Annotated in this window: 19 protein-coding genes and 1 pseudogene; 13 read left to right on the plus strand and 7 right to left on the minus strand. The window is 66.7% G+C overall.

The window, feature by feature from the left end:
* Positions 1–293 precede the first annotated feature (293 nt).
* Positions 294–1,853: a histidine--tRNA ligase gene (gene hisS / locus RPC_RS04495; RefSeq protein ID WP_011471371.1), complete on the minus strand. Its 1,560-nt coding sequence runs from the start codon at positions 1,851–1,853 to the stop codon at positions 294–296.
* Between the two features lie 225 nt (positions 1,854–2,078).
* Between hisS and RPC_RS04500 the strand changes: the two genes are divergently transcribed.
* From RPC_RS04500 to RPC_RS04510, 3 genes are all read left to right on the plus strand, one after another.
* Entirely contained in the window at positions 2,079–3,422 is a 1,344-nt protein-coding gene (locus RPC_RS04500; RefSeq protein WP_011471372.1) for an aspartate aminotransferase family protein, read from the plus strand.
* A 203-nt stretch (positions 3,423–3,625) separates the two neighbouring features.
* Positions 3,626–5,083, plus strand: coding sequence for an EAL domain-containing protein (locus RPC_RS04505; RefSeq protein WP_011471373.1), 1,458 nt, complete (start codon positions 3,626–3,628; stop codon positions 5,081–5,083).
* A gap of 15 nt (positions 5,084–5,098) precedes the next feature.
* Positions 5,099–5,953: a TIGR01459 family HAD-type hydrolase gene (locus RPC_RS04510; protein WP_011471374.1), complete on the plus strand. Its 855-nt coding sequence runs from the start codon at positions 5,099–5,101 to the stop codon at positions 5,951–5,953.
* Between the two features lie 228 nt (positions 5,954–6,181).
* On the opposite strand, the gene RPC_RS04515 is transcribed toward RPC_RS04510, so the two are convergent.
* A complete protein-coding gene (locus tag RPC_RS04515; RefSeq protein WP_011471375.1) occupies positions 6,182–6,577 on the minus strand; it encodes a response regulator in 396 nt (131 codons plus the stop codon).
* A gap of 383 nt (positions 6,578–6,960) precedes the next feature.
* Here RPC_RS04515 and RPC_RS04520 point away from each other — a divergent pair, with 383 nt between their 5' ends.
* Positions 6,961–7,821, plus strand: coding sequence for a 23S rRNA (adenine(2030)-N(6))-methyltransferase RlmJ (locus RPC_RS04520; protein WP_011471376.1), 861 nt, complete (start codon positions 6,961–6,963; stop codon positions 7,819–7,821).
* Between the two features lie 326 nt (positions 7,822–8,147).
* Complete coding sequence (locus RPC_RS04525; protein ID WP_011471377.1) at positions 8,148–8,360, plus strand: cold-shock protein; 213 nt, start codon at positions 8,148–8,150, stop codon at positions 8,358–8,360.
* A 325-nt stretch (positions 8,361–8,685) separates the two neighbouring features.
* Here RPC_RS04525 and RPC_RS04530 read toward each other — a convergent pair whose 3' ends face one another.
* On the minus strand, positions 8,686–9,309 hold the full coding sequence (locus tag RPC_RS04530; RefSeq protein WP_011471378.1) for an outer membrane protein: 624 nt from the start codon (positions 9,307–9,309) through the stop codon (positions 8,686–8,688).
* Positions 9,310–9,571: 262 nt separating this feature from the next.
* On the opposite strand from RPC_RS04530, the gene uvrC reads away from it, so the two are divergent.
* The 5 genes from uvrC to prmB all read left to right on the plus strand — a co-directional run bounded on the left by uvrC (position 9,572) and on the right by prmB (position 14,206).
* Complete coding sequence (gene uvrC / locus RPC_RS04535; RefSeq protein WP_011471379.1) at positions 9,572–11,671, plus strand: excinuclease ABC subunit UvrC; 2,100 nt, start codon at positions 9,572–9,574, stop codon at positions 11,669–11,671.
* Between the two features lie 101 nt (positions 11,672–11,772).
* Entirely contained in the window at positions 11,773–12,390 is a 618-nt protein-coding gene (pgsA, locus tag RPC_RS04540; RefSeq protein WP_041801389.1) for a CDP-diacylglycerol--glycerol-3-phosphate 3-phosphatidyltransferase, read from the plus strand.
* Positions 12,387–12,638 carry a molybdopterin converting factor subunit 1 gene (gene moaD / locus RPC_RS04545; protein WP_011471381.1) on the plus strand — a complete coding sequence of 84 codons (252 nt, stop codon included), beginning with the start codon at positions 12,387–12,389 and terminating at the stop codon, positions 12,636–12,638. The genes pgsA and moaD overlap by 4 nt, the downstream gene beginning before the upstream one ends.
* Before the next feature lie 6 nt (positions 12,639–12,644).
* Positions 12,645–13,103: a molybdenum cofactor biosynthesis protein MoaE gene (locus tag RPC_RS04550; protein ID WP_011471382.1), complete on the plus strand. Its 459-nt coding sequence runs from the start codon at positions 12,645–12,647 to the stop codon at positions 13,101–13,103.
* Complete coding sequence (prmB, locus tag RPC_RS04555) at positions 13,103–14,206, plus strand: 50S ribosomal protein L3 N(5)-glutamine methyltransferase (RefSeq protein ID WP_011471383.1); 1,104 nt, start codon at positions 13,103–13,105, stop codon at positions 14,204–14,206. Before RPC_RS04550 ends, prmB begins: the two co-directional genes overlap by 1 nt.
* Positions 14,207–14,438: 232 nt before the next feature.
* Here prmB and rsmD read toward each other — a convergent pair whose 3' ends face one another.
* Both rsmD and RPC_RS04565 read right to left on the minus strand, forming a co-directional pair.
* Positions 14,439–15,005 carry a 16S rRNA (guanine(966)-N(2))-methyltransferase RsmD gene (rsmD, locus tag RPC_RS04560; protein ID WP_011471384.1) on the minus strand — a complete coding sequence of 189 codons (567 nt, stop codon included), beginning with the start codon at positions 15,003–15,005 and terminating at the stop codon, positions 14,439–14,441.
* 226 nt (positions 15,006–15,231) lie between these two features.
* Positions 15,232–17,463 carry a pseudouridine synthase gene (locus tag RPC_RS04565; protein ID WP_011471385.1) on the minus strand — a complete coding sequence of 744 codons (2,232 nt, stop codon included), beginning with the start codon at positions 17,461–17,463 and terminating at the stop codon, positions 15,232–15,234.
* Positions 17,464–17,618: 155 nt separating this feature from the next.
* Here RPC_RS04565 and RPC_RS04570 point away from each other — a divergent pair, with 155 nt between their 5' ends.
* Entirely contained in the window at positions 17,619–18,065 is a 447-nt protein-coding gene (locus RPC_RS04570; RefSeq protein ID WP_011471386.1) for a nucleoside deaminase, read from the plus strand.
* 160 nt (positions 18,066–18,225) lie between these two features.
* Here RPC_RS04570 and RPC_RS04575 read toward each other — a convergent pair whose 3' ends face one another.
* A complete protein-coding gene (locus tag RPC_RS04575; protein ID WP_011471387.1) occupies positions 18,226–18,699 on the minus strand; it encodes a methyltransferase family protein in 474 nt (157 codons plus the stop codon).
* A 182-nt stretch (positions 18,700–18,881) separates the two neighbouring features.
* On the opposite strand from RPC_RS04575, the gene RPC_RS04580 reads away from it, so the two are divergent.
* Complete coding sequence (locus tag RPC_RS04580; RefSeq protein ID WP_041801390.1) at positions 18,882–20,012, plus strand: CaiB/BaiF CoA transferase family protein; 1,131 nt, start codon at positions 18,882–18,884, stop codon at positions 20,010–20,012.
* Positions 20,013–20,060: 48 nt separating this feature from the next.
* Positions 20,061–20,267: pseudogene (locus RPC_RS04585) on the plus strand (tautomerase family protein); the annotation flags it as partial.
* 226 nt (positions 20,268–20,493) lie between these two features.
* Here RPC_RS04585 and RPC_RS04590 read toward each other — a convergent pair.
* The gene (locus RPC_RS04590) at positions 20,494–22,557 is read right to left on the minus strand and encodes a membrane protein (protein ID WP_011471390.1); all 2,064 of its coding nucleotides are present in this window, start codon (positions 22,555–22,557) and stop codon (positions 20,494–20,496) included.
* Positions 22,558–22,572: the final 15 nt, after the last annotated feature.

Genomic DNA, 22,572 nt, shown 5'->3' on the forward strand with positions numbered 1-22,572 from the left:
GGTCGGCGGCAAGTCTGACGCGGCGCAATAGTCGATCGATGACACCGCTCTCTCGTCGCCCCACCTTGCGCGTCGCCGCACCTGCGCCGTCATCCTGAGGAGCCCGGCGAAGCCCGTAGGGCGTAGCCGGGCGTCTCGAAGGATGGGCTACGGGCGGGGCGGGAGCAGCGCGGGACTCGCGGCCGCATCCTTCGAGGCCCTCGCGTTGCTCGGGCACCCCGGATCAAGTCCGGGGCAGGCTCTCAGGGTGACGGCGGTGGGGGGCGTAGCAGCGACCGCGCGCTGGAAGCCGATCAGCTCCAGCGCACGCTATGCTTGGCGAGGATGCGGCGGACCTCGTCGACGAGGTCGGCTTCCGGCACCTTGCGCTGCGCCTCGGCCTGTTTCTGCAGATATTCCTCGCGGTCCTTTTCCAGCGACGCCAATTCGGCGCCGAGCACAAGGTCCTTGACGATGATCTGCGCGCCGTCCGGATCGTTCTTCTCGTCCGAGCCCTGGATGATCACGCAAGGCGAATTGCGCTTGTCGGCGTATTTCAGCTGGTTGCCCATGTTCTTCGGATTGCCGAGATAGAGTTCGGCGCGAATGTTTTCGGCGCGCAGGCGCGCCACCATCTTCTGATAGTCCGCGACGCGGTCGCGGTCGAACACCGTGACCACCACGGGGCCGGCCTGCGGCCTGGTGTCGAGCTTGCCGAGCAGCGTGAGAGCCGCCTGCAGCCGCGACACGCCGATCGAGAAGCCGGTGGCCGGCACCGGCTCGCCGCGGAATCGCGACACCAATCCATCATAGCGCCCGCCGCCGCCGACTGAGCCAAAGCGGACCGGGCGGCCTTTTTCGTCCTTGGTGTCGAGCAGCAATTCCACTTCGTAGACTGGGCCGGTGTAGTATTCGAGGCCGCGGACGACCGAAGGGTCGATGCGGATGCGACCATCATCGTATCCGGCTGCTTCAACTAGACGGACGATTTGAGCTAATTCCGTCGTTCCCTGAGCTCCAGTTTCGGAGCCGCTTACTATCTGCTCCAAATACCCTACTATGCCGAGTTCGCGATTAGGTGATTCGACTCGATCACGGGCAACACGAATACCGAGATCTAGATAATTCAAGATTGGAGTGGAGGTTTCCGGGGAGAGCTGAGCGCCAATTGTGAAATCGCCTTTACCTTGCTCGCCCCCGTCCCAACGGCCCTCCCCCAACAGGAGCTTTACCCCTTCGATACCAAGCCGATCCAGCTTATCGATCGCCCTGAGCACCGTGAGCCTGCGACCCGCGTTCTCCTCGCCGCCGAGACCGATCGACTCCATCACCCCGTCGAGCACCTTGCGGTTGTTCACCTTCACCACATACGACCCGCGCGGGATGCCCAAGGCCTCCATCGCATCCGCAGCCATCATGCACATCTCGGCGTCGGCGGCGGGCGAAGCGCTGCCGACCGTGTCGGCGTCGAACTGCATGAATTGCCGGAAGCGGCCGGGGCCGGGCTTCTCGTTGCGGTAGACGTAGCCGTTGCGGTAGCTGCGATACGGCTTCGGCAAAGAGTCGAAATTCTCCGCCACATAGCGCGCCAGCGGCGCGGTGAGGTCATAGCGCAAGGAAATCCATTGCTCGTCGTCGTCCTGGAACGAGAACACGCCCTCGTTGGGGCGGTCCTGGTCGGGCAGGAACTTGCCGAGCGCGTCGGTGAATTCGAACGCCGGGGTCTCCACCGGCTCGAAGCCGTAGCGCTCATAGACCGCGCGGATGGTCTCGACCATCGCCCTCGTCGCGGCGAGTTCGGCGGGGCCGCGATCGGCGAGGCCGCGCGGCAGCCGGGCGCGGAGTTTCTGGGATTTTTTGGGTTTTTCAGCCATTTTCGCCTTCAATCTGAGGCCGGGTTGGTAGCAGCCGACCCCGCGGACAGCAAGCTTGGGTTGTCCGATCCGGCGCAAATCCGCCGCGATCGGATATATGCCCCGCTGAAATAGATGGGCTGGCGGCGTTTCCGTGGCCCCGCGAAGCTGATAGCCTGTGCGCCGATCGCCTGTGGCCCAAATGGCCCGATGCGTCCCGCGCCCCGCGCCCCGATGAGGATCCCTATGCTCGACAAAAGCTCCGCGCCCGCCGTCAACGTGCCGAACGATCTGGCGGCATTCTGGATGCCGTTCACCGCGAACCGCTCGTTCAAGCAGGCGCCGAAGATGATCGTCGGGGCCAAGGACATGCATTATTTCACCGCCGACGGCCGCAAGGTGATCGACGGCGCCTCGGGGATGTGGTGCAGCAACGCCGGCCACGGCCGCAAGGAAATCTCCGCTGCGATCGCCAAGCAGGCCGAGGAGCTGGACTTCTCGCCGCCGTTCCAGTTCGGCCAGCCGAAGGCGTTCGAGCTCGCCAGCCGGATCGCCCAATTGGCGCCCGCGGGGCTCGAGCAGGTGTTCTTCTGCAACTCCGGGTCGGAAGCCGCCGACACCGCGATGAAGATCGCCTTGGCCTATCACCAGATCCGCGGCGAGGGCGCCCGCACCCGCTTCATCGGCCGCGAGCGCGGCTATCACGGCGTCGGCTTCGGCGGCACCGCGGTCGGCGGCATCGGCGCCAACCGCAAGATGTTCGGCGCTCTGATCGCCGGCGTCGACCATCTGCCGGCGACCTATGACCGCGCCAAGCAGGCCTTCAGCATCGGCGAGCCGGATTACGGCGCGCATTTCGCCGAGGCCCTCGAGGGTCTGGTGGCGCTGCACGGCGCCAATTCGATCGCCGCGGTGATCGTCGAGCCGATGTCCGGCTCCACCGGCGTGCTGCCGGCGCCGAAGGGCTATCTCAAGCGGCTGCGCGAGATCACCCAGAAGCACGGCATTCTGCTGATCTTCGACGAGGTGATCACCGGCTATGGCCGGCTCGGCTATGCCTTCGCCTCGGAGCGCTACGGGGTGACGCCGGATCTGTTGACCTTCGCCAAGGGCGTCACCAACGGCGCGGTGCCGATGGGCGGCGTGCTGGTGCGTGACAGCATCCATGAGGCCTTCATGACCGGCCCGGAGCACGCCTGCGAGCTGTACCACGGCTACACCTATTCGGCGCATCCCTTGGCCTGCGCCGCCGGCCTCGCCACGCTCGACATCTACCGCGACGAAAAGCTGTTCGAGCGTTCGCTGAAGCTCGAGCCGATCATGGCTGAGGCGATGATGTCGCTGAAGAACGAGCCGAATGTGGTGGATATCCGCACCGTCGGGCTCACCGCCGGCATTGATCTTTCGCCGCGCGCTGACGCCGCCGGCACCCGCGGCTATGACGCGCTCAACACCGCGTTCCACGACCACGATCTGATGATGCGGATCTCCGGCGACACCCTGGCGCTGACCCCGCCGTTGATCGTCAGCGAGGAGCAGATCGGCGAAATCGCCGAGAAGCTGTCCAAGGTGATTCGCGCGGTCGCCTGAAGCTCCTGTGAGCGGCGGACGAAAGCAGTGGACACGTCCGCCGAATCACCAATGATGGCGCAACAGTTGCGACTGCTGCGTATTCCGTAGCTGGAGGCCGGGACTTCGACCGGAATGCGCGGCTTTTGTCATTTGGGGCATGGTTTGATGGCCAGCGGTAATCCACCTGGCCGGGCGATGCCTCGGAGAAACGTCCGCGTTCGATGATCCGTATTTCCACGATATTCATCGCCATCTGCATGGTGCTGGTCTCCGCCTCGCTGGGCATGGTGCTGTATTCGATGGCCCGGTTCAGCTTCGGCGAATCGGCGTTGGTGGCGATGACCACGCTGACCTTTCTGGTGCTGTACAACGCGGTGGCGATGCGGCTGCGCGACCGCAGCGACGTCTCCGGCCAGGTCGCCGATCTGTCGCGCGGCATCGGCGATCTGGCGCGGCAAGTCGCCGAATTCGGCCGAAGGCTGTCCGCCCTCGAGGGCCGGGCGCCGGGCGCCGCCGCCGGTCACGGCCCGGACCAGACCCAGATCGTGCGCGACGAAATCAGCGAACTCGGCGCCATGGTCAAGCAATTGGCCAACACCGTCGCCAGCCATGAGGACCTGCTGGCGGCGGCGTCAGCGCCGGCCGCGCCGGTGGCGCGACGGATGGAGGCGCCGCCGATCGTGGTGCCGCCGCGTGACGGCGAGCCGGTCAGCGTCCAGATCGCCCCCACGGTGATCGCCGCGCCGGTCGGCGAGCCCGCCGCGCTGCAGCCGCCGCCGCTGCGCAGCGAGGCGCAACTCGCGATCGCGGTGCGAAACGCCATCGAGGCCAATCGCGTCGACATCTATCTGCAGCCGATCGTCTCGCTGCCGCAGCGCAAGGTGCGGTTCTACGAGGCGGTGACGCGGCTGCGCGACGACAGCGACAAGGTGCTGACCGCCGACGAGTTCATCCCCGCCGCGGAATCCGCGCAGCTGATGGGCAAGATCGACCACGCTTTGCTGCTGCGCTGCATGCAGGTGCTGCGCCGGCTGATGGTGCGCAACAAGGAGGTCGGGGTGTTTTGCAACATCGCCGCCTCGACGCTGGCCAACGCCGACACCTTCGGCCAATGCCTGGAATTTCTCGAGGCCAACCGCGCGCTGGCCGGCTCCTTCATCATCGAGTTCAAGCAGGACGCGTTCCGCAATCTCGGGCCGATGGAGATCGAACATGTCGCAGCATTGGCGCAGCGCGGCTATCGCTTCTCGATCGACCACGTCACCGACCTGCGGTTCGATCCGCGCGATATGGCCGATCGCGGCGTGCGCTTCATCAAGGTGCCTGCGGCGTTGATGCTGCAGAACGAAGCGCCGTCGGCCAACATCCATCCGGCGGATCTGTGCGATCTGCTCGGCCGCTTCGGCATCGATCTGATCGCCGAGCGGATCGAGGGCGAACGCGCGGTGGTCGACCTGTTGGATTTCGACGTCCGGTTCGGCCAGGGCTTCCTGTTCGCCGCACCCCGCCCGCTGCGGCCGGACGCCGCCACCAACGGCCATGCGGCGGTCGCGCCGAACCACGACCAACGGGCAAGTCATGACAGCACCAAGGCCTCACGCACCGAGATCGGCCGGATCGATCCCAAGCGCGTCACCGGCAACGCCGCGCTGGTGCGCCGCTCCGCCAGCCCGAACTGAGCGGCGCAGCAGCCGATGACAATCTTGCGTTTTGTCGAGCATCTGAGCGAGCTGGTGGCCGACGTCGACGTCGTGCTCAGCGATATCTGGGGCGTCGTGCACAACGGGCTGGAGTCCTTCCCGGACGCCTGCGCGGCCTTGAAGACCGCGCGCGACCAGGGCCGCACGGTGATCCTGATCACCAACGCGCCGCGCCCGGCGGATTCGGTGCAGCGGCAGCTGCGCAAGCTCGGCGTCGCCGACGACAACTATGATGCGATCGTCTCGTCCGGCGACCTGACGCGGAATTACGTCGCCGCGCGCAACGGCCAGTCGGTGTTCTGGCTCGGCCCGGAGCGCGACAACTCGATCTATCGCGGGCTCGATGCGGTGTTCGCGCCGCTCGATCAGGCCGACTACATCGTCTGCACCGGCCCGTTCGACGACGAGACCGAATCCGCCGAGGACTATCGGGTGATGATGGGAGAGGCGCTGGCGCGCAAGCTGCCGCTGGTCTGCGCCAATCCCGACATCGTGGTGGAGCGCGGCGACCGGCTGGTGTATTGCGCCGGCGCGATCGCCGAATTGTATCGCGAGCTCGGCGGCGAGGTGATCTTCTACGGCAAGCCGCACCGGCCGATCTACCAGCGCGCTCTGGCGATCGCGCAGGCGTTACGCGGAGCCCCGGTGCCGCTCGACCGGGTGCTGGCGATCGGCGATTCGGTGCGCACCGATCTCGCCGGCGCGCAGCGCTTCGGCATCGACTGCCTGTTCGTCACCCGCGGGATTCACGCCGCGGCGTTCGAGGGTCTCGACGGGCTGGATGCCTTGCAGGTGCGCGAATTGTTCGGCCACCCGCCGCGGGCGCTGACTCGCGAATTGCGCTGGTAGGGCGCGGCCAAGCCACGCAGGCCCTACTTCCTCATGGGAGCCGGCTCTGCACCGGTGACGTTGCGAAAGTCACCGACCTCTCCGCGTCATGGCCGGGCTTGTCCCGGCCATCCACGGAAACAGGCAAGGCCTCCCGTGTGGGCGTGGATGGCCGCGACGAGCGCGGCCATGACGTGGTGAGCGAAGTGACGGACAGAATCGCCGCATGTGCGGCGAGCTTCCAGAGTTTTACGCCGGCACGTGATCCGGGAACACGGCTTCGATCTTGGTCTTCAGCGTCGCGGCGTTGAACGGCTTGACGATGTAGTTGTTGACGCCGGCCTTCTTGGCGGCGATCACGTTCTCGGTCTTGGATTCCGCGGTGATCATGATGAACGGGGTCATCGCCAGGTTGGGATCGGCGCGGACTTCCTTGAGCAGGTCGTAGCCGGTCATCGGCTCCATGTTCCAATCCGAGATCACCAGGCCGTATTTCTTGGTGCGCATCTTGGCCAGCGCCGCCGAGCCGTCGCTGGCGTCGTCGATGTCCTGGAAGCCGAGCTGCTTGAGCAGATTGCGAATGATGCGGATCATGGTGTTGTAGTCATCGACCACCAGAACCGTCATCGACAGATCGACCGCCATCTTGAACTCCCACCGCGCACGACGAAGGTGCGTCGAAATCAATGAACAACTGCCGGTCAGGCCGACACACCTGAAGACAAGACCTGAGAACGACTTGCCTTCCTTCAGACGTAAGAACTAGCACCGGTGGTTAAACAGCCCGTTAACCCCCCGACACCGTTGCAGCTGCGGCGCGCGGCGCGGGCGTCGGCCGGGGGGCAGCTGGATCGGTCTGGTGCGGCCCTGCTGCCAATGCCACGCAGCTGAAACAAGCCTAATTTTCCGTCAATGCGGCTGGCTCCAAGCCGGCCGTGGCCCTGAAAAACCGAGCGGATCGCGGTTTGACGGCTGATCGGCCGCAAAACCGGTTTCCCCGGTCGCGGAAACCGCGCTACTGCTTCGCCATGAATTACCGCCACGCCTTCCATGCCGGAAGTTTCGCCGACGTCATCAAGCACCTCGTGCTGGTGCGTATCCTGACCTATCTGCAGGAAAAACCCGCGCCGTTCCGGGTCATCGACAGCCATGCCGGCGCCGGGGTCTATGACCTCGCCGGCGACGAGGCCAGCCGCAGCGGCGAATGGCTGACCGGGATCGCCCGGATCATGCAGGCGCGGTTCTCCGAGAAGGCCGCGCCGCTGGTGGCGCCCTACCTCGACATCGTCCGCGCCTTCAACCCGCAGCGCGAACTGACCACCTATCCGGGCTCGCCCTTGATCGCCCGGGCGTTGCTGCGGCCGCAGGACAGCCTGGTGGCCTGCGAGGTCGAACTCACCGCGCGCAAGCGGCTGATCAAGGCGCTGCACCGCGACACCCAGGCCAAGGTGGTCGATCTCGACGGCTGGGTCGGCCTGCCGGCCTTCGTGCCGCCGAAGGAGCGCCGCGGGCTGGTGCTGATCGACCCGCCCTATGAGCGCAAGGACGAGTTCGAGCAGGTCGCGGATGGGTTTTCCGCCGCCTTCGCGAAATGGCCGAGCGGCTGCTATCTGATCTGGTATCCGGTGAAAAGCCGGCGGGCGACCGACGCGCTGGCCCGCCATGTCGCCGAGGTGGCGAGCCAGGCGCCGACCCCGGGCAGCTGCCTGCGGCTGGAGTTCAGCATCGCGCCGCAGAGCGCCGAGGCCGGGCTGGTGTCGACCGGGCTGTTGATCGTCAACCCGCCCTGGACGCTGGCGGCCGAGCTGAAAATCATCCTGCCCGAGCTGGAAAAGCCGCTCGGCCTCGGCGGCGCCGGCCGGTTCAGGCTGGAAGTGGCCAAGCCCTAAGTGGCCAAACCTTAAGTGACCAGCCTTGAGTGACCAAGCCATAAGTGGCTAAGCCTTGAGCAGGTATCACGGTCAGATGCGAAAAGTCGCAACTGATGGTAGGCAACCCGCAATGAACCGTATTATGCTTACGACTATTGGACTGGCTTGACGTTCCGCTTCCGCAAATGGGGGCGGCGGAGTGATACGGCCCGAGGGCGCTTTTGAACCGGCAGGCGACAGCTCTGCCCCGCTCGCACGGCCCAGCTTTCCGAACAGCGCAATGACCGGTCGAGCCGCCGCGCGCGCGCGGCGGGGAAAGCAATGCGGGGGAAGGGAGTTTCCCGATGGCGATGACGGGAACGGTCAAGTTCTTCAACGGTGAGCGCGGCTACGGATTCATCAAGCCGGACGACGGCGGCCGCGACGTGTTCGTGCACATCACCGCGGTGGAGCGCGCCGGGTTGAAGGACCTGATCGAAGGGCAGCGGATCAGCTTCGAAGTCGAGCCGGACAAGAAGGGCAAGGGCCCCAAGGCGGTCAATCTGGTGCTGTCCTGAAACGCGTAGCCGTCATCCTGAGGAGCTCGGCGAAGCCCGCAGGGCGAAGCCGGGCGTCTCGAAGGATGACGATCCAAGGATGACGGATCCGGGTACGTACTTGCAGCCCATCCTTCCAGGGCGCTTTGACGACGCGGGGCGTCGTCAAAGCGCCGCCTCGGGATGGCGGCGGCGATGCGGCGCCGCCGCCAATTCAACGGCAAAGTCTGCTGCGCAGTAGCCGTCCGTTCGCCGAGTATTACTGCGCTCGCCGCACAAAAAAATCCCGGCCGCAGAACGGCCGGGAGTTCGCTTCAGGTTGTTTTCTTGTCGCGAAGGGTTGTTGTTAGAAGTGGTAGTTGACGCCGACCCGCAGGATGCCGAACTGATAGCTGTTCTGCACGCCGGTGATGCTGAAATTGCTTCCGCCGAGATCGACATAGAGATACTCGACCTTGGCGCTCCAATTCTGGTTCAGGCCGAATTCGGCGCCGGCGCCGATGGTCCAGCCGGCATTGGTGCTGGAATTCGACTGGCCGAAGCGCTCGCCCTTCAGTTCGCCGAAGGCAAGACCGCCGGTGGCGTAGACCAGCAGGTTGTCGAAGCTGTAGCCGGCCCGGCCGCGCACCGTCCCGAACCACGGGTTGGAGAACTTCCAGGACGCGAACGTATCGTCCGCGCCGGTGATCGCGATATCGCCTTCGAGGCCGTAGACGAATTGCCCCGACTGCCAATTGTAGCCGGCCTGCACGCCGCCGGCGACGCCCGACGGCTCGGTCGCGCTGTTGTGGACGTCGCCCCAGGCATAACCCAGGTTGCCGCCGAGATAGGGGCCGGCCCAGCTATGGGCGTTGAGCGGCTGATACACCGTGTAGGGCGCGCGCGAGCCGCCGTAGGGCAGATCCGCCGCTTGCGCCGAACTCAGGCCCGCGGCCAGCACGGCCGCCGTCGCAATCGCAATCTTGCTCATCTCGACACTCCTTGACGCTGCGTCGGGCGTGGGACAACCGACGGGCAAAGAAGACCCGGATGGTTACGGAATGCTCTCTTTTACCGCTAAGATTTATCGAGAGTTTTAAGTTAAGCGGTTGTTAAAGCGCCGCGCGACCCCGGTATCGACCAGTATTGATGTTTAAGAGATCCTTACTTTTGCGCTCTGCCGGCCGCCGCGGCCGTTCCGCCGTGGTGCTGCGCGCTGGCAGTCGCGGCCGCGAAGGCCTAAATTTGGCCGGATGATTCAACACCCCACCGACACCCCCGAGGTCGCGGCCGACGCCGCGGCGGAACCCGAACGCGCCGCCGGCGCCGCGGGCGCGACGCCGCAGCCGTCGCAGGACGCGGTCGAACCCGCCGCTGACGTCGATGCCGCGACCGCAAGCCTCGCTGCCGAGGACGACGACGAGCCGGTTCTGCCGCAGGTTCCCGAGGAGGCCGGCGACGAGGTGGCGGCGGGGCCGCTCGCCATTGGCCGCTCGGCAATCGCGCAGGCGGTGCGGCTCGCTCCGACCTCGCCCGGCGTCTACCGGATGCTGAACGCCGCCTCCGACGTGCTCTATGTCGGCAAGGCCAAGAACGTGAAGAAGCGGCTGGCGTCTTACGCGCGGCCGACCGGCCATGTGGTGCGGATCTCGCGGATGATCGCCGCCACCGTCAGCGTCGAGATCATCTCCACCGCCACCGAGACCGAGGCGCTGCTGCTCGAAGCCAATCTGATCAAGCAGCTGCGGCCGCGCTTCAACGTGCTGTTGCGCGACGACAAGTCGTTTCCCTACATCCTGATCACCGGCGACCATTGGGCGCCGCAGATCATCAAGCATCGCGGCGCGCAGTCGCGTCCCGGGCGCTATTTCGGGCCGTTCGCTTCGGTGGGCTCCGTCAACCGCACCATCACCGCGCTGCAGCGCGCGTTCCTGATGCGCTCCTGCACCGACGCGTTCTTCGAGAGCCGGACCCGGCCGTGCCTGTTGTACCAGATCAAGCGCTGCGCCGGCCCCTGCACCGGCGAGATCGATTTTCCCGGCTACACCGCGCTGGTGCGCGAGGCGACCGACTTCCTCTCCGGCCGCAGCCGGCTGGTGAAGCAGGAACTCGCCGGCGAGATGGAGAAGGCGTCGGCCGAGCTCGAGTTCGAAACCGCCGCGTTGTACCGCGATCGCCTCGCCGCGTTGTCGGCGATCCAGTCGCAGCAGGGCATCAATCCGCGCACCGTGGAAGAAGCCGACGTGTTCGCCATCCACCAGGAGGGCGGTTACTTCTGCGTCGAGGTGTTCTTCTTCCGCACCGGGCAGAACTGGGGCAACCGGGCGTATTTCCCGCGCGCCGAAAAGACGTTCACGGTCGAGGAGGTGCTGGCCGCGTTCCTGGCGCAGTTCTACGACGACAAGGCGCCGCCGAAGCAGATCCTGCTGTCGCACCGAATCGAGGAATGCGAATTGCTGGCCGAGGCGCTGTGCATCAAGTCCGGCCACAAGGTGGAAATTCTCACCCCGCAGCGCGGCGAGAAGAAGGAACTGGTCGGCCACGCGCTGACCAATGCGCGCGAGGCGCTGGGCCGCAAGCTCGCCGATACCGCGACGCAAACCCGGCTGCTGCAGGGCCTGGTCACCACGCTCAAGCTGCCGCATACGCCGAAGCGCATCGAGGTTTACGACAACAGCCACATCCAGGGCACCAACGCGGTCGGCGCGATGATCGTCGCGGGGCCGGACGGTTTCATCAAGAACCAGTACCGCAAGTTCAACATCCGCTCCGAGGGCATTACCCCGGGCGACGATTACGGCATGATGCGCGAGGTCTTGGAGCGCCGCTTCAAGCGGCTGCTGGCGCCGCCGCCGGAGGCCGAGGCGGGAAAGCCGAAGCCCGACGACGAGGTGCCGCAATGGCCGGATCTGGTGATCATCGACGGCGGCCGCGGCCAGCTCAACGCGGTTCAGGAGATCTTTCAGGCGTTGGGGCTGTCGACCGTGACTTTGATGGCGGTGGCCAAGGGGCCGGACCGCGACGCCGGGCGCGAAACCCTGTTCATGCCGGATCGGTTGCCGATCAAGCTGGAGCCGCGCGATCCGGTGCTGTATTTTATCCAGCGGCTGCGCGACGAGGCGCACCGCTTCGTGATCGGGTCGCATCGCAAGCTGCGCAAGAAGGATATTCGCGAGGCCGGGTTGCAGGAGATTCCCGGCATTGGGCCGTCACGCAAACGTGCTTTGCTGCACCACTTCGGGACCTTGAAAGAGATCGAACGCGCCTCGCTCGGCGACCTCGGCAAGGTTCCGGGCATCAGCGCCGAAAGCGCCAAACGGATTTTCGATTATTTCCACCCCCAACCGGGCTAGGGATTGTGCCCGGATCGGACTAAAACCGGCGCGCGCCGGGTCCTCACCTTTTGGGTCGGGGAGTGGTTGACCTTCAAGCTTGGGCAGTATTGGTAAGGCGGATGAACAGCGTTTCCACCAGAACCACCGCGAAGCATACCTACTCGCTTCCGAACCTGTTGACCTTCGCCCGGATCGCCGCGATCCCGGTGGTAGTCGGGTGCGTTTTCGCGCAATCGATCATGTACGGCCCGCTGTGGTTGCGCTGGGTGGCGTTGGCGGTGTTCGTGATGGCCGCGGTCACCGATTTTCTCGACGGCTACTACGCGCGGATCTGGGATCAGCATTCGGCGTTCGGCCGCATGCTCGATCCGATCGCCGACAAGCTGTTGGTCGCCTCCTGCCTGTTGATGCTGGCGGCCGACGGCATCATCCACGGCTGGACGCTGTGGGCGGCGATCGTGATCCTGTGCCGCGAGATCCTGGTCTCGGGCCTGCGCGAATATCTCGCCGCCTTGCGGGTCAGCGTCCCGGTGACGCGGCTGGCGAAATGGAAGACCACCATTCAGCTGATCGCGATCGGCTTCCTGCTGGCCGGCGAGGCCGGCGATCAGGTGCTGCCGTTCAACACCCAGATCGGGCTGTTGCTGCTGTGGATCTCGGCGCTGATCACGATGTACACCGGCTACGACTATTTCCGCGCCGGCATTCATCATCTCATCGAAGAGGACGCGGCATGAAGCTGAAATATTTCGCCTGGGTGCGCGAGCGCATCGGCGTCGCCGAAGAGACCCTGGAGCCGCCGGACAGCGTTCGTACCGTAGGCGAACTGATCGGCTGGCTGGCCGGCCGCGGCGAGACCTATGCCTACGCGTTCGAGAAGCCCGGCGTGATCCGCGCCGCGATCGACCAGACCCACGTCAAGCCGGAGACGCTGATCGCCGGCGCCCACGAAGTGGCGCTGTTCCCGCCGATGACCGGCGGTTAGTCCTCGATGAGCGCTCCCGTCACCATTCGGATCCAGCACGCCGATTTCGACCTCGCGCAGGAGATTACGGCATTGACCGCCAGCCGCACCGACATCGGCGCGGTGGTGTCGTTCAGCGGCATCTGCCGCGGCGACGGCGGCCTCGCGGCGATGACGCTGGAGCATTACCCCGGCATGGCCGAGGCCGAGATCGAGCGCCACGCCCATGAAGCCTGCGCGCGCTGGCCACTCACCGGCGTCACCGTGATCCACCGCGTCGGCCGGCTGACGCCGGGCGACAACATCATGATGGTGCTGACCGCCTCGGCGCACCGCCAGGCCGCGTTCCAGGCCGCCGAATTCCTGATGGATTATCTGAAAGCTCACGCGCCGTTCTGGAAGCGCGAGGAAAAAGCCGACGGCTCCGATTGGGTCGCCGCTCAACAACACGATGACGCGGCAGCAGCCCGCTGGGACAAAACTTGATGGCGAAGACGACAAAGGCCAAGGCGACGACCAAGGCCAAGACCACAACCAAGACCACAACCAAGACCAAGCCCACCGCCAAGGCGGCATCCAAGGCCAAGACCGCGAGCAAGACCGCGAGCAAGGCGGCCGGCAAGCCCAAACCGACATCCAAAGCCAAGCCGGCGGCGACCCCCCCGGCCACGCCGCAGTCGCCATTTGCCAAGATCGCGCCGGGTGAATTGCAGACCCTGTTCGATTACGTCCGCTATGCGGTCAGCCGTTTTGCCGAAGCCAATCTGGCGTTCGCGCACGGCACCACCGATCCGGTGTCGGAAGCAGCGTTCCTGGTCTGCGACACGCTGTATCTGCACCCCGAGCGTTTCGAGGAGTTTGCCGCCGCGCGGGTCACCGCAGCCGAGGGCGAGCAGATCCTCGAGGTGATCCATCGCCGGGTGACGACGCGGCTGCCCGCAGCCTATCTGGTCAACAAGGCCTACATGCTCGGCCTGCCGTTCTATGTCGACGAGCGGGTGATCGTGCCGCGCTCGTTCATCGGCGAACTGCTCGGCTCGCATTTCGACGGCGAGGACGGTTCGCTGATCGGCGATCCCGAGGCGGTGGAAAGCGTGCTCGATCTGTGCACCGGCTCCGGCTGCCTCGCGGTGCTGGCGAGCCAGCGCTTTCCCAATGCCCGGATCGACGCCGTCGACGCCTCGCCGGACGCGCTGGAAGTCGCCGCGGAGAATATCGACATCTACGAGCTCGAGGATCGCGTGACGCTGTATCAAGGCGATCTGTTCAAGCCGCTCGGCGACACCCGCTACGACCTGATCATCTCCAACCCGCCTTATGTCGATGCGCAGGGCATGGCCGATCTGCCGGAGGAATGCCGCGCCGAGCCGGAGCTGGCGTTCTTTGGCGGCGAGGACGGGCTCGACATCGTGCGGCGGATTCTCGCCGAGGCGAAGCAGCACCTCACCCCGACGGGCGGGCTATTGTGCGAGATCGGCCGCGGCCGCGACAACATCGACGCGGCGTTCCCCGATTTGCCGCTATTGTGGCTCGACACCGAGGAGTCCGAGGCCGAGGTGTTCTGGATCGCGGCTGCGGATCTGACTTAAGTTCTCCGGCTATTTTTTGCGCGGCGAATTCGCGACGCGGCCGTTCTGCTCCCTCCCCCCTTGCGGGGGAGGGTCGGGGAGGGGGGCCCCCAAGCGACCGCCTTGCCTTTTAGCACCCCCACCCCCAACCCCTCCCCGCAAGGGGGAGGGGAGCGCGCTGCCGACGCGGCGGCGCATCGGCCAACACGGCATTACGACTTGAATCGTAGCAGGGATAATTAGCTGATTGCGGTCAGACCGCTTTCGCCCCGAACCGCAGCAGCGTGAATTCGGTGTCGTCATAAGCGCGGCGTTCGAGTTCGTCGAAGCCGGCGGGCGCCGCGAACGCCGCGTCCTTGGCCTCTTCGACCACCACCAGCGCGTCCGGGATCAGCCAGCAGCCGTCGCGCAGTGAGATCAGCGCCTTCTCGGCGAGCTTCATGCGGTAGGGCGGATCGCAGAACACCAGCGCGAACGGTTCGACCGGATGCGCCGGGCCGAGATTGCCGGCGTCGCGGCGATAGACCTTGGTGACGCCGCCGAGGCCCAGCGCCTCGACGTTGTTGCGCAGCAGCGCTCTAGCCTCGGCGCCGTTGTCGACGAACAGCGCGAATTTGGCGCCGCGCGACACCGCCTCGATGCCAAGCGCGCCGGTGCCGGCGAACAGGTCGAGCACGCGGGCATCCAGCATCGGATTGCCGTAGGCGTGCATCAGGATGTTGAACAGCGACTCGCGCAGGCGGTCCTGCGTCGGCCGGATGTCGCGCGATGTCGGCGACGCGATGTTGCGCCCCTTCAGCCGTCCGCCCACCACGCGCATTAGACTATCGCCTGCTGACGGAGCGCTTCTTGCCGCGACCTTGCGGCACCGGCAGCGCGCTCCCCTCCCCCTTGTGGGGAGGGGTCGGGGGTGGGGGTAGCAACCGGCGAAGATGCGCGCGGCCATCCTTCGAGACGCCCGGCTTCGCTGCGCTTCGCCGGGCTCCTCAGGATGACGCCGGAGCTGTGGCGAGCGCTACTGACGCTTAGGCTACTCACGTCTCGTCTCACTCGTCGCGCGGCTTGAGGTCGCGCTTGCCCTTGTAGCCGCGGGTCGGGCGGCGCGGCGGGCCGTAGCCGTTGGCTTCGGCCTCGTTGCGGGCGCGGGCTTCCTCGCTGCCGGTGCGCTGCACCAGCACGCGGCGGCCCTTGCGGTCCTCCACGGTGCCGCGCTTGTAGACCGGCTTCTTCACCACCACCGGATCGAGATCGACGTCGCCCTTGCTGGGAATCTGCCTTGCAAAGTCAGCGCCGGAGGCGGCGGCGATCTTCTCGCCGAGCTGTTCGCGCAACACCCGCGTCTTTACCTCCTCGACCTGGCCTTCTTCCAGCTCGCCGAGCTGGAACGGGCCGTAGGAGACCCGGATCAGCCGGTTCACCTCGAGCCCGAGATGCGCCAAGACGTTGCGGACTTCGCGGTTCTTGCCTTCGCGGATCGCGAACACCAGCCAGACATTGGCGCCCTGGTCGCGCTCCAGCGTGGCGTCGATCGAGCCGTATTTCACGCCGTCAACCTCGACGCCCTTCTTCAGCTCGTCGAGCTGGCCCTGCGTCACCTCGCCATGGGCGCGGACGCGGTAGCGCCTGAGCCAGCCGGTGTCGGGCAATTCCAGCGTGCGGGCGAGGCCACCGTCATTGGTGAGCAGCAGCAGGCCCTCGGTGTTGAAATCCAGCCGGCCGATCGAGATCAGCCGCGGCAGGCCGTCCGGCAGATGGTCGAACACGGTCGGCCGGCCTTCCGGATCGGCGTGGGTGGTCATCAGCCCGCGCGGCTTGTGATACATGAAGAGGCGCGTGCGCTCCGGCAGCGGCAACGGCTTGCCGTCGACGGTGATGACGTCGCGGGTCGTCACGTCCAGCGCCGGCGAATTGATGATGCGGCCGTTGACCGCGACGCGGCCCTGCGTGACCCACTCCTCGGCGTCGCGGCGCGAGCAAAGGCCAGCGCGCGACACCACCTTGGCGATCCGTTCGCCGGCCTTCTTCGGCGCCGGCGGGCGCGGCGGACGGCGCTCGTCCGGCTTGCGCTCGCGAAACGCGCCGCGGCCGCCGAACGCCGGCCGCTTGGCAAACACCTTGCTGTCGTCTTCGTTGTCGCGGCGCGGCCGCTCTCCGGCCTCGCTCGGCTCAGAGCGCGGATGCTCCTGCCAGGCGCTGCGCGCCTCGCGCGGACGATCGAACTTCGGACGGTCTTCGCGCGGCCGCGAGAAGCGGGGACGTTCCCCGCTGGAACCTTCCTCGCGCGGGCGATCGAACCGCGGCTTGTCGAAATCCGGCCTGTCGAAATTCCTCGCGCCGTCGCGGGCGGGCCGCGCATTGCGGCCGACGTGATCCGGCGCGGAGGCGTCGCGCTTCTGCCACGGCTTGGCCTCGCCGCGATCGGCGCCGCGATCCGGCCGGCTGCCGAACTCCTTGCGCGGGCCGCGATCCGGCGCGCCGCGGCCGAATTTTTTCTCGCCGCCGAATTTGCGCTCGCCTTGCGGCCGCGCGCTGAACGGACGATCGCCGTCGCGCGACGGTCGCGGGCTATACGGCCGCTTGTCGCCGCCGCCTTCGCCGCGCGGCGTATAGGGTCGTTTCTCGCCGCCGCCTTCGCGCGGGGTGTAGGGGCGCTTGTCGCCGAACTTCTTGTCGGAGAACCGCGCCGGGCGGGCATCGCCGCCGCGATCCTGCCGCGGGCCGCGATCGTTGAAGTTCGAACGCTCGCCGCGCGGCGCATCGCCGCGCGGGGTGTAGGGGCGTTTCTCGTAGCCGCCCTCGCGCGGCGGCCGCGGACTGTAAGGTCGCTTGTCGCCGCCGCCTTCACCGCGCGGCGTGTAGGGCCGCTTCTCGCCGCCGCCTTCGCGCGGCGCATAGGCGCGCTTCTCGCCGAACTCCTTGCGCGGCCCGCGATCGGGCCGGTCGCCGCCGCTGCGGGCGGGGCGGTCATCCTTGTTGAAACGCGGACGCGGCGCATCGGAAAAATCCCGGCGCGGCGCGCGGTCGTCGTCGCGTCGCGGCGGCGGGCCTTCGCGCTTGCCGGCATAGGGCTTGCCGGGGCCGGCATAGGGCTTGCTGCCGAAGCTTTTCTTCTCGCCGCCGAACGCGCCGTCGGTGGCGCCGGCGCGCTTGGCGAATTTCTTTTCCGGGCCGCGCGCGGCGCCGGAGCGGCCCTTGTGGCCGGCTGCGCCCTTGCCGCCCGAGGGGCGGTCGCGCCGGCCGCGCGCGGGGCCGTTGTTTTTGTCGTTATCGCGGGGCATGAAGGTCTCGTTTCGATATCCGGAATGGCGGGCAGGGACGTCAACGGGATCGCAGGAGCGCGCACTCTTTGTTCAAGGCGCATTCTCACGCAAAACCGGCATCCACTTTTGCTGAATGGTTTTGTCCTAGCAGAGTTTTTCGGTTGAGACGAGGCATGACCGCAGCATCTTTCATGGATTTGGCGCTGAAAGCCGCCGAAACCGCCCAAAACGCCGGGGAAGTGCCGATCGGATGCGTCATCGTGCTTAACAACGCGGTGATCGCCAGCGCCGGAAACCGCACTTTGACCGACCGCGATCCGACCGCTCATGCCGAGGTCCTGGCGATCCGGCAGGCGGCAGCCGCGCTCGGCAGCGAACGCTTGTCCGGCTGCGACCTCTACGTCACGCTGGAGCCGTGCACGATGTGCGCCGGGGCGATCTCGTTCGCGCGGATCAGGCGGCTGTATTACGGCGCCGCCGATCCGAAAGGCGGCGCGGTGGAGTCCGGGGTGCGGTTCTTCGCACAGCCGACCTGCCACCACGTCCCGGAGGTTTATTCCGCGCTCGGCGAGAGCCGCTCGGCGCAAATGCTGCGGCAGTTCTTTCAGGCGCGGCGCTAGTTCGGTTGGGTTGAGCATCCAACCCACAAGCGGCTGTCATTCCGGATTGCGAGTTCGTTAGAACGAGCAAGTCCGGAATCGATATCCCCTGCGGTGGTTATGGATTCCGGGCTCACTCGCCGCTCACGCGGCTCGTGCCCCGGAATGACGGCTTGGGATTTTAGAACAGCCAGCGCGGGGTCTGCTGCGAATAGTCGATCCAGTCGGCGCCAAAGCGCGCGGCGAGGTGGTGCTCCTCGCGGCGGATCGCCAGCCGGTCGACCAGCACCGCCGAGATCAAGGCGCACAGGATGAACCAGTAATTGCCGACCGCGATGCCGATGCCGATCAGCAGGATGGTATTGGCGACGTAAATCGGGTTGCGGGTGTAGCGGAACGGTCCCCAGGTCACCAGCAGATCGGCGGCACGGTTCGGCAGGATGTTGGTGTCGGCGCGCCGCATGGTGACGATCGCCCAGACGTCGAGCGCAATCCCGATCAGCACCACCGCGCCGCCCAGCCAAGCCATCGAAACGTCGTGCAAGGCGGGCAGCGGCAGCGCGCCGCCGAGCAGGATCGCACCCACCGCGGCACCGGCCAGCAGCATCGGCGGCCATGGCAAGACGTTGGGGCGCGTGGTGTGTTTCGAACTCATCACTTATGGATAAGGCCGGGCCGTGCAGAACTCAATCAGTCCAAAGATGATTCGTGCGGCGACGTTTCAGCGCACGGAATTCCGCAGGCGAGGTCGCGCTTGCCGGCGCGCTTGGCCGACGGCACAATCCCCCCAACGGCGAACGCCGCGAACCGCAGGAGCGAGCCCATGGAAACGCGCGCGTGACCGAGACCTTGACGCCGCCGGCATCCGGTTCGGCGCGCGATCGCCCGGCCGCCTCCGGCCCGCTGAGCGGCCTTCGCATCGTCGAATTCGCCGGGCTCGGCCCCGGGCCGTTCGCCGCGATGATGCTGGCCGACATGGGCGCCGACGTCGTCACGCTGAGCCGCGGCGAGCAGCAGATGGGGCTGCGCGGCACCGTGATGATGCGCGGCCGGCGCAGCATCACAGCCGACCTCAAGGACAAGGCCTGCATAGCGGAGGTGCTGAAGCTATGCGACGGCGCCGACGCGCTGATCGAGGGCTATCGGCCCGGTGTCATGGAACGGCTCGGGCTCGGGCCCGACGTCGTCACCACCCGCAACAAGCGCCTGGTTTATGCGCGGATGACCGGCTGGGGCCAGAGCGGCCCGCTCAGTGGGGCCGCCGGCCACGACATCAACTACATCGCGCTCACCGGCGCGCTCGCCGCGATCGGCGAGCGCGACAGACCGGTGCCGCCGCTCAATCTGGTCGGAGATTACGGCGGCGGCGCGCTGTATCTGGTGGTTGGGCTGCTCGCAGCCCTGCTCGAGGCGAAGACATCCGGCCAGGGCCAGGTGGTCGACGTGGCGATGTGCGACGGCGCGGCGTCGCTGATGTCGCTGTTCTGCGAACTCTCAGCCGCCGGGCGCTGGAAGGATGGCCGCGAGAGCAATCTGTTGGACGGCGGCGCGCATTTCTACGGCACTTACCAATGCAAAGACGGCGAGTTCATCGCCTTGGGTGCGATCGAGCCGCAGTTCTATGCCGAGCTGCGCCGGTTGGCTGGGCTCGACGATCCGGCGTTCGATCGGCAGATGAGTCCGAAGGACTGGCCGGCGCTGAAAGCCAAGATGGCCGAGCTGTTCAAGACCAAGACCCGCGCCGAATGGTGCGCGATCATGGAAGGCACCGACGTTTGCTTTGCGCCGGTACTGTCGCTGTCGGAAGCGCCGCTTCATCCACACATGGCCGAGCGCGCGGCGTTCGTCTCCCATGACGGGGTGCTGCAGCCGGCGCCGGCGCCGCGGTTTTCCCGCACCCCCTCGGCGATCCGCGCCGCCGTGTCGGACGATCTCGCCGGCGTGGCGCGGCAATGGCAGGCGCGCTAAGTCACTACCGCGCATCGCAGCGCGGCTCATCGACAACGGAGACAACTTGAAATGCCCGAGATCACCATCAACATGGCCGCAGGTCGCAGCGACGAGCAGAAGGCCGCGATGATGCGCGATATCACCAAGGCGCTGGTGACGCATCTTGGCGTCGACGCCGATGCCGTGGTGATCCAGATCAACGAGGCGCCGCTGGCGCACAAGATGAAGGGCGGCAAGACCTTCGTCGAGCGCAAGGCGGAGGCGGGGAAGTAGGGCGTACGCGGCCCTGGCGACAGACTTGGTCGCCGGAAGAGGGAAGCGTGCCCCGGACGCAGTGCAGCGCGCCGCGAAGCGGCGTGGTGAGCTGCAGAGCCGGGGCCGTAACGGAACGCGGCATTCGTAACGGTCCCGGTTCTGCGGAGCAGCGCGAAGGGCGCTGCTCCTTGCCCGGGACACGAAACCCGATTTGCGGCGCCAGGTCTCTCTCGATGAAGACTTGTTACTTCCCCTCGCGCAGCCAGGTCGCCGCGAAGGCGCCGAGCAGCAGCAATAGCCCGATCAATCCGGTGAAGATCGGCAGCACGCCGACCCCGGTGACCACGCTGGCGTCGCGCATCCGCACCCCCATCCAGCCGTCGCCGCGGAACACGCTGGAGGAATGCACCGGCACGATCCGCGGCATGTCGAGGCTGTCGCCGTCGGTGACGCGACGGGAATCCCCGCCGCTGGCCTGCGCCAGCGGTTTCAGCACCTCGGTGGTCGAGGTGACTTCGGAGAATTCCTTCGGGTTGAGCGGGCCGACATTGATCAGCGCCTTCAGCGTGCCGTCGGTGGCCTGCCACAGTCCGAGTTCGTCGGCCGGGGTGAGGCCGCGCCAGGCGCCGGGATCGGAGGCCGCGAGCGTGAGCTCGCGGGTCTTGCCGGACGGCGAGGTCACAGTGACCGGCGTCACGGCGTCCGCCATGGTCTGCCGCGTCACTTGCAACTCCTTGCCTTGCAGAGATAGCCGCAGCGCCTCTTCGTCGAGATCCGGTTGCTTCATCAGCCAGTGCGACATCCGCCGCAACAGGTCGAGGTGCGGGCCGCCGCCCTCATAGCCGCGCGCCCACAGCCAGATGTGGTCAGAGAGCAGCAACGCGACGCGGCCCTCGCCGTAGCGTTGCAGCAGCAGCAGCGGCTTGCCGTCGGCGCCGGTCATCACCGGCGGCGTGGTGGCGTTGCGGGTGTCCACGGTGCGGAAGAACCTCGCCCAATGCGGCGGCTCGGTGCCTGAGCCTTCCAGGCCTCGCGTCACCGGATGGCGTTTGCCGGCATCCGACAGATGCGCGTAGAACGGTTTTTCGGTGACGCCGACCGGCTCGGCCGGGAGTACGCTATCCAAGGGCGTGCGCCAGATCGAGGTGGTCGAGGCGTAGTCGGGGCCGGCCGAGACCAGCACCGCGCCGCCGTTCCTGACATAGCGCGCGATGTTGTCAAAGTAAGCAATCGGCAGCACGCCCTGGCGGGCGTAGCGATCGAAGATGATCAGCTGAAACTCGTTGATCTTCTGCTGGAACAATTCGCGGGTCGGAAACGCGATCAGCGACAGTTCGTTGATCGGGGTGCCGTCCTGCTTTTCCGGCGGCCGCAGAATGGTGAAATGCACCAGATCGACGCTGGCGTCGGATTTCAACAGATTGCGCCAGGTGCGCTCGCCGGCATGCGGCTCTCCGGAGACCAACAGCACGCGCAGCTTGTCGCGGACGCCGTCGATCGCCACCACGGCGCGGTTGTTGACCAGCGTCAACTCGTTCTCGATCGGCGAGGCCTCGATCTCGACGATGTTGGGGCCGGCGTGCTTGATCTCGATATCGACGCTGACGGTCTGGCCGCTGAGTACGGTGCGCTCGCTCAGCGTCTCGCCGTCGCGGCGCACCGCGACGCGGGCGCGTTCATTGCTGATGCCCTGGTCGTCGAGCCGGTAGGTGATGGTCTGGGTCTGCCCGACGATGCCGAACCGCGGCGCCGCGGTGATGGCGATGCGGCGGTCGCGCTCATCCTTGCGGCCGGTGATCAGCGCGTGCACCGGGGCGGCAAAGCCGAGCGCCGCGGCATTGGCCGGCACGTCGTGGACCCGGCCGTCGGTGATCAGGAAGGCGCCGGCGACGCGGTCGGTCGGCACGTCGGACAACGCGGTCGACAGCGCGCCGAACAATTTGGTGCCGTCGGTCTCGCCGTCGGCCTGGCCGGCTTCGACCACGCGAACCTCGAGGCCGGGAATCTGCTTCAGGCGGTTGACCAGCGCCTCCTGCGCCTGCGCGGTCTGCTGGGTGCGGGTGCCGAAATTCTGGCTCGGGCTCTTGTCGATGACGACGGCCGCGACGCTCGACAACGGCTCGCGCTCCTCGCGGGTGAACGACGGATTGGCCAGCGCCAGCACGATCAGCGCCAATGCGGCGATCCGGATCACCGCGCCGCGGGTGCGGCCGATCAACAGCAATGCTGCGATCAGCAGCGCTGCGCCGAGCGCGATCCACAGCACCAGCGTGGGAACGAGGGGTGCGAAGGCGATGCCGTATTGCATTTATCGATCCCGCCA

The organism is Rhodopseudomonas palustris BisB18 (assembly GCF_000013745.1).
GTDB classification, from domain to species: domain Bacteria; phylum Pseudomonadota; class Alphaproteobacteria; order Rhizobiales; family Xanthobacteraceae; genus Rhodopseudomonas_A; species Rhodopseudomonas_A palustris_F.

Coding starts and splice junctions, on each gene's coding strand:
- hisS (WP_011471371.1), bottom strand. CDS start 1,853: ATGGCTGAAAAACCCAAAAAATCCCAGAAACTCCGCGCCCGGCTGCCG.
- RPC_RS04500 (WP_011471372.1), top strand. CDS start 2,079: ATGCTCGACAAAAGCTCCGCGCCCGCCGTCAACGTGCCGAACGATCTG.
- RPC_RS04505 (WP_011471373.1), top strand. CDS start 3,626: ATGATCCGTATTTCCACGATATTCATCGCCATCTGCATGGTGCTGGTC.
- RPC_RS04510 (WP_011471374.1), top strand. CDS start 5,099: ATGACAATCTTGCGTTTTGTCGAGCATCTGAGCGAGCTGGTGGCCGAC.
- RPC_RS04515 (WP_011471375.1), bottom strand. CDS start 6,577: ATGGCGGTCGATCTGTCGATGACGGTTCTGGTGGTCGATGACTACAAC.
- RPC_RS04520 (WP_011471376.1), top strand. CDS start 6,961: ATGAATTACCGCCACGCCTTCCATGCCGGAAGTTTCGCCGACGTCATC.
- RPC_RS04525 (WP_011471377.1), top strand. CDS start 8,148: ATGGCGATGACGGGAACGGTCAAGTTCTTCAACGGTGAGCGCGGCTAC.
- RPC_RS04530 (WP_011471378.1), bottom strand. CDS start 9,309: ATGAGCAAGATTGCGATTGCGACGGCGGCCGTGCTGGCCGCGGGCCTG.
- uvrC (WP_011471379.1), top strand. CDS start 9,572: ATGATTCAACACCCCACCGACACCCCCGAGGTCGCGGCCGACGCCGCG.
- pgsA (WP_041801389.1), top strand. CDS start 11,773: ATGAACAGCGTTTCCACCAGAACCACCGCGAAGCATACCTACTCGCTT.
- moaD (WP_011471381.1), top strand. CDS start 12,387: ATGAAGCTGAAATATTTCGCCTGGGTGCGCGAGCGCATCGGCGTCGCC.
- RPC_RS04550 (WP_011471382.1), top strand. CDS start 12,645: ATGAGCGCTCCCGTCACCATTCGGATCCAGCACGCCGATTTCGACCTC.
- prmB (WP_011471383.1), top strand. CDS start 13,103: ATGGCGAAGACGACAAAGGCCAAGGCGACGACCAAGGCCAAGACCACA.
- rsmD (WP_011471384.1), bottom strand. CDS start 15,005: ATGCGCGTGGTGGGCGGACGGCTGAAGGGGCGCAACATCGCGTCGCCG.
- RPC_RS04565 (WP_011471385.1), bottom strand. CDS start 17,463: ATGCCCCGCGATAACGACAAAAACAACGGCCCCGCGCGCGGCCGGCGC.
- RPC_RS04570 (WP_011471386.1), top strand. CDS start 17,619: ATGACCGCAGCATCTTTCATGGATTTGGCGCTGAAAGCCGCCGAAACC.
- RPC_RS04575 (WP_011471387.1), bottom strand. CDS start 18,699: ATGAGTTCGAAACACACCACGCGCCCCAACGTCTTGCCATGGCCGCCG.
- RPC_RS04590 (WP_011471390.1), bottom strand. CDS start 22,557: ATGCAATACGGCATCGCCTTCGCACCCCTCGTTCCCACGCTGGTGCTG.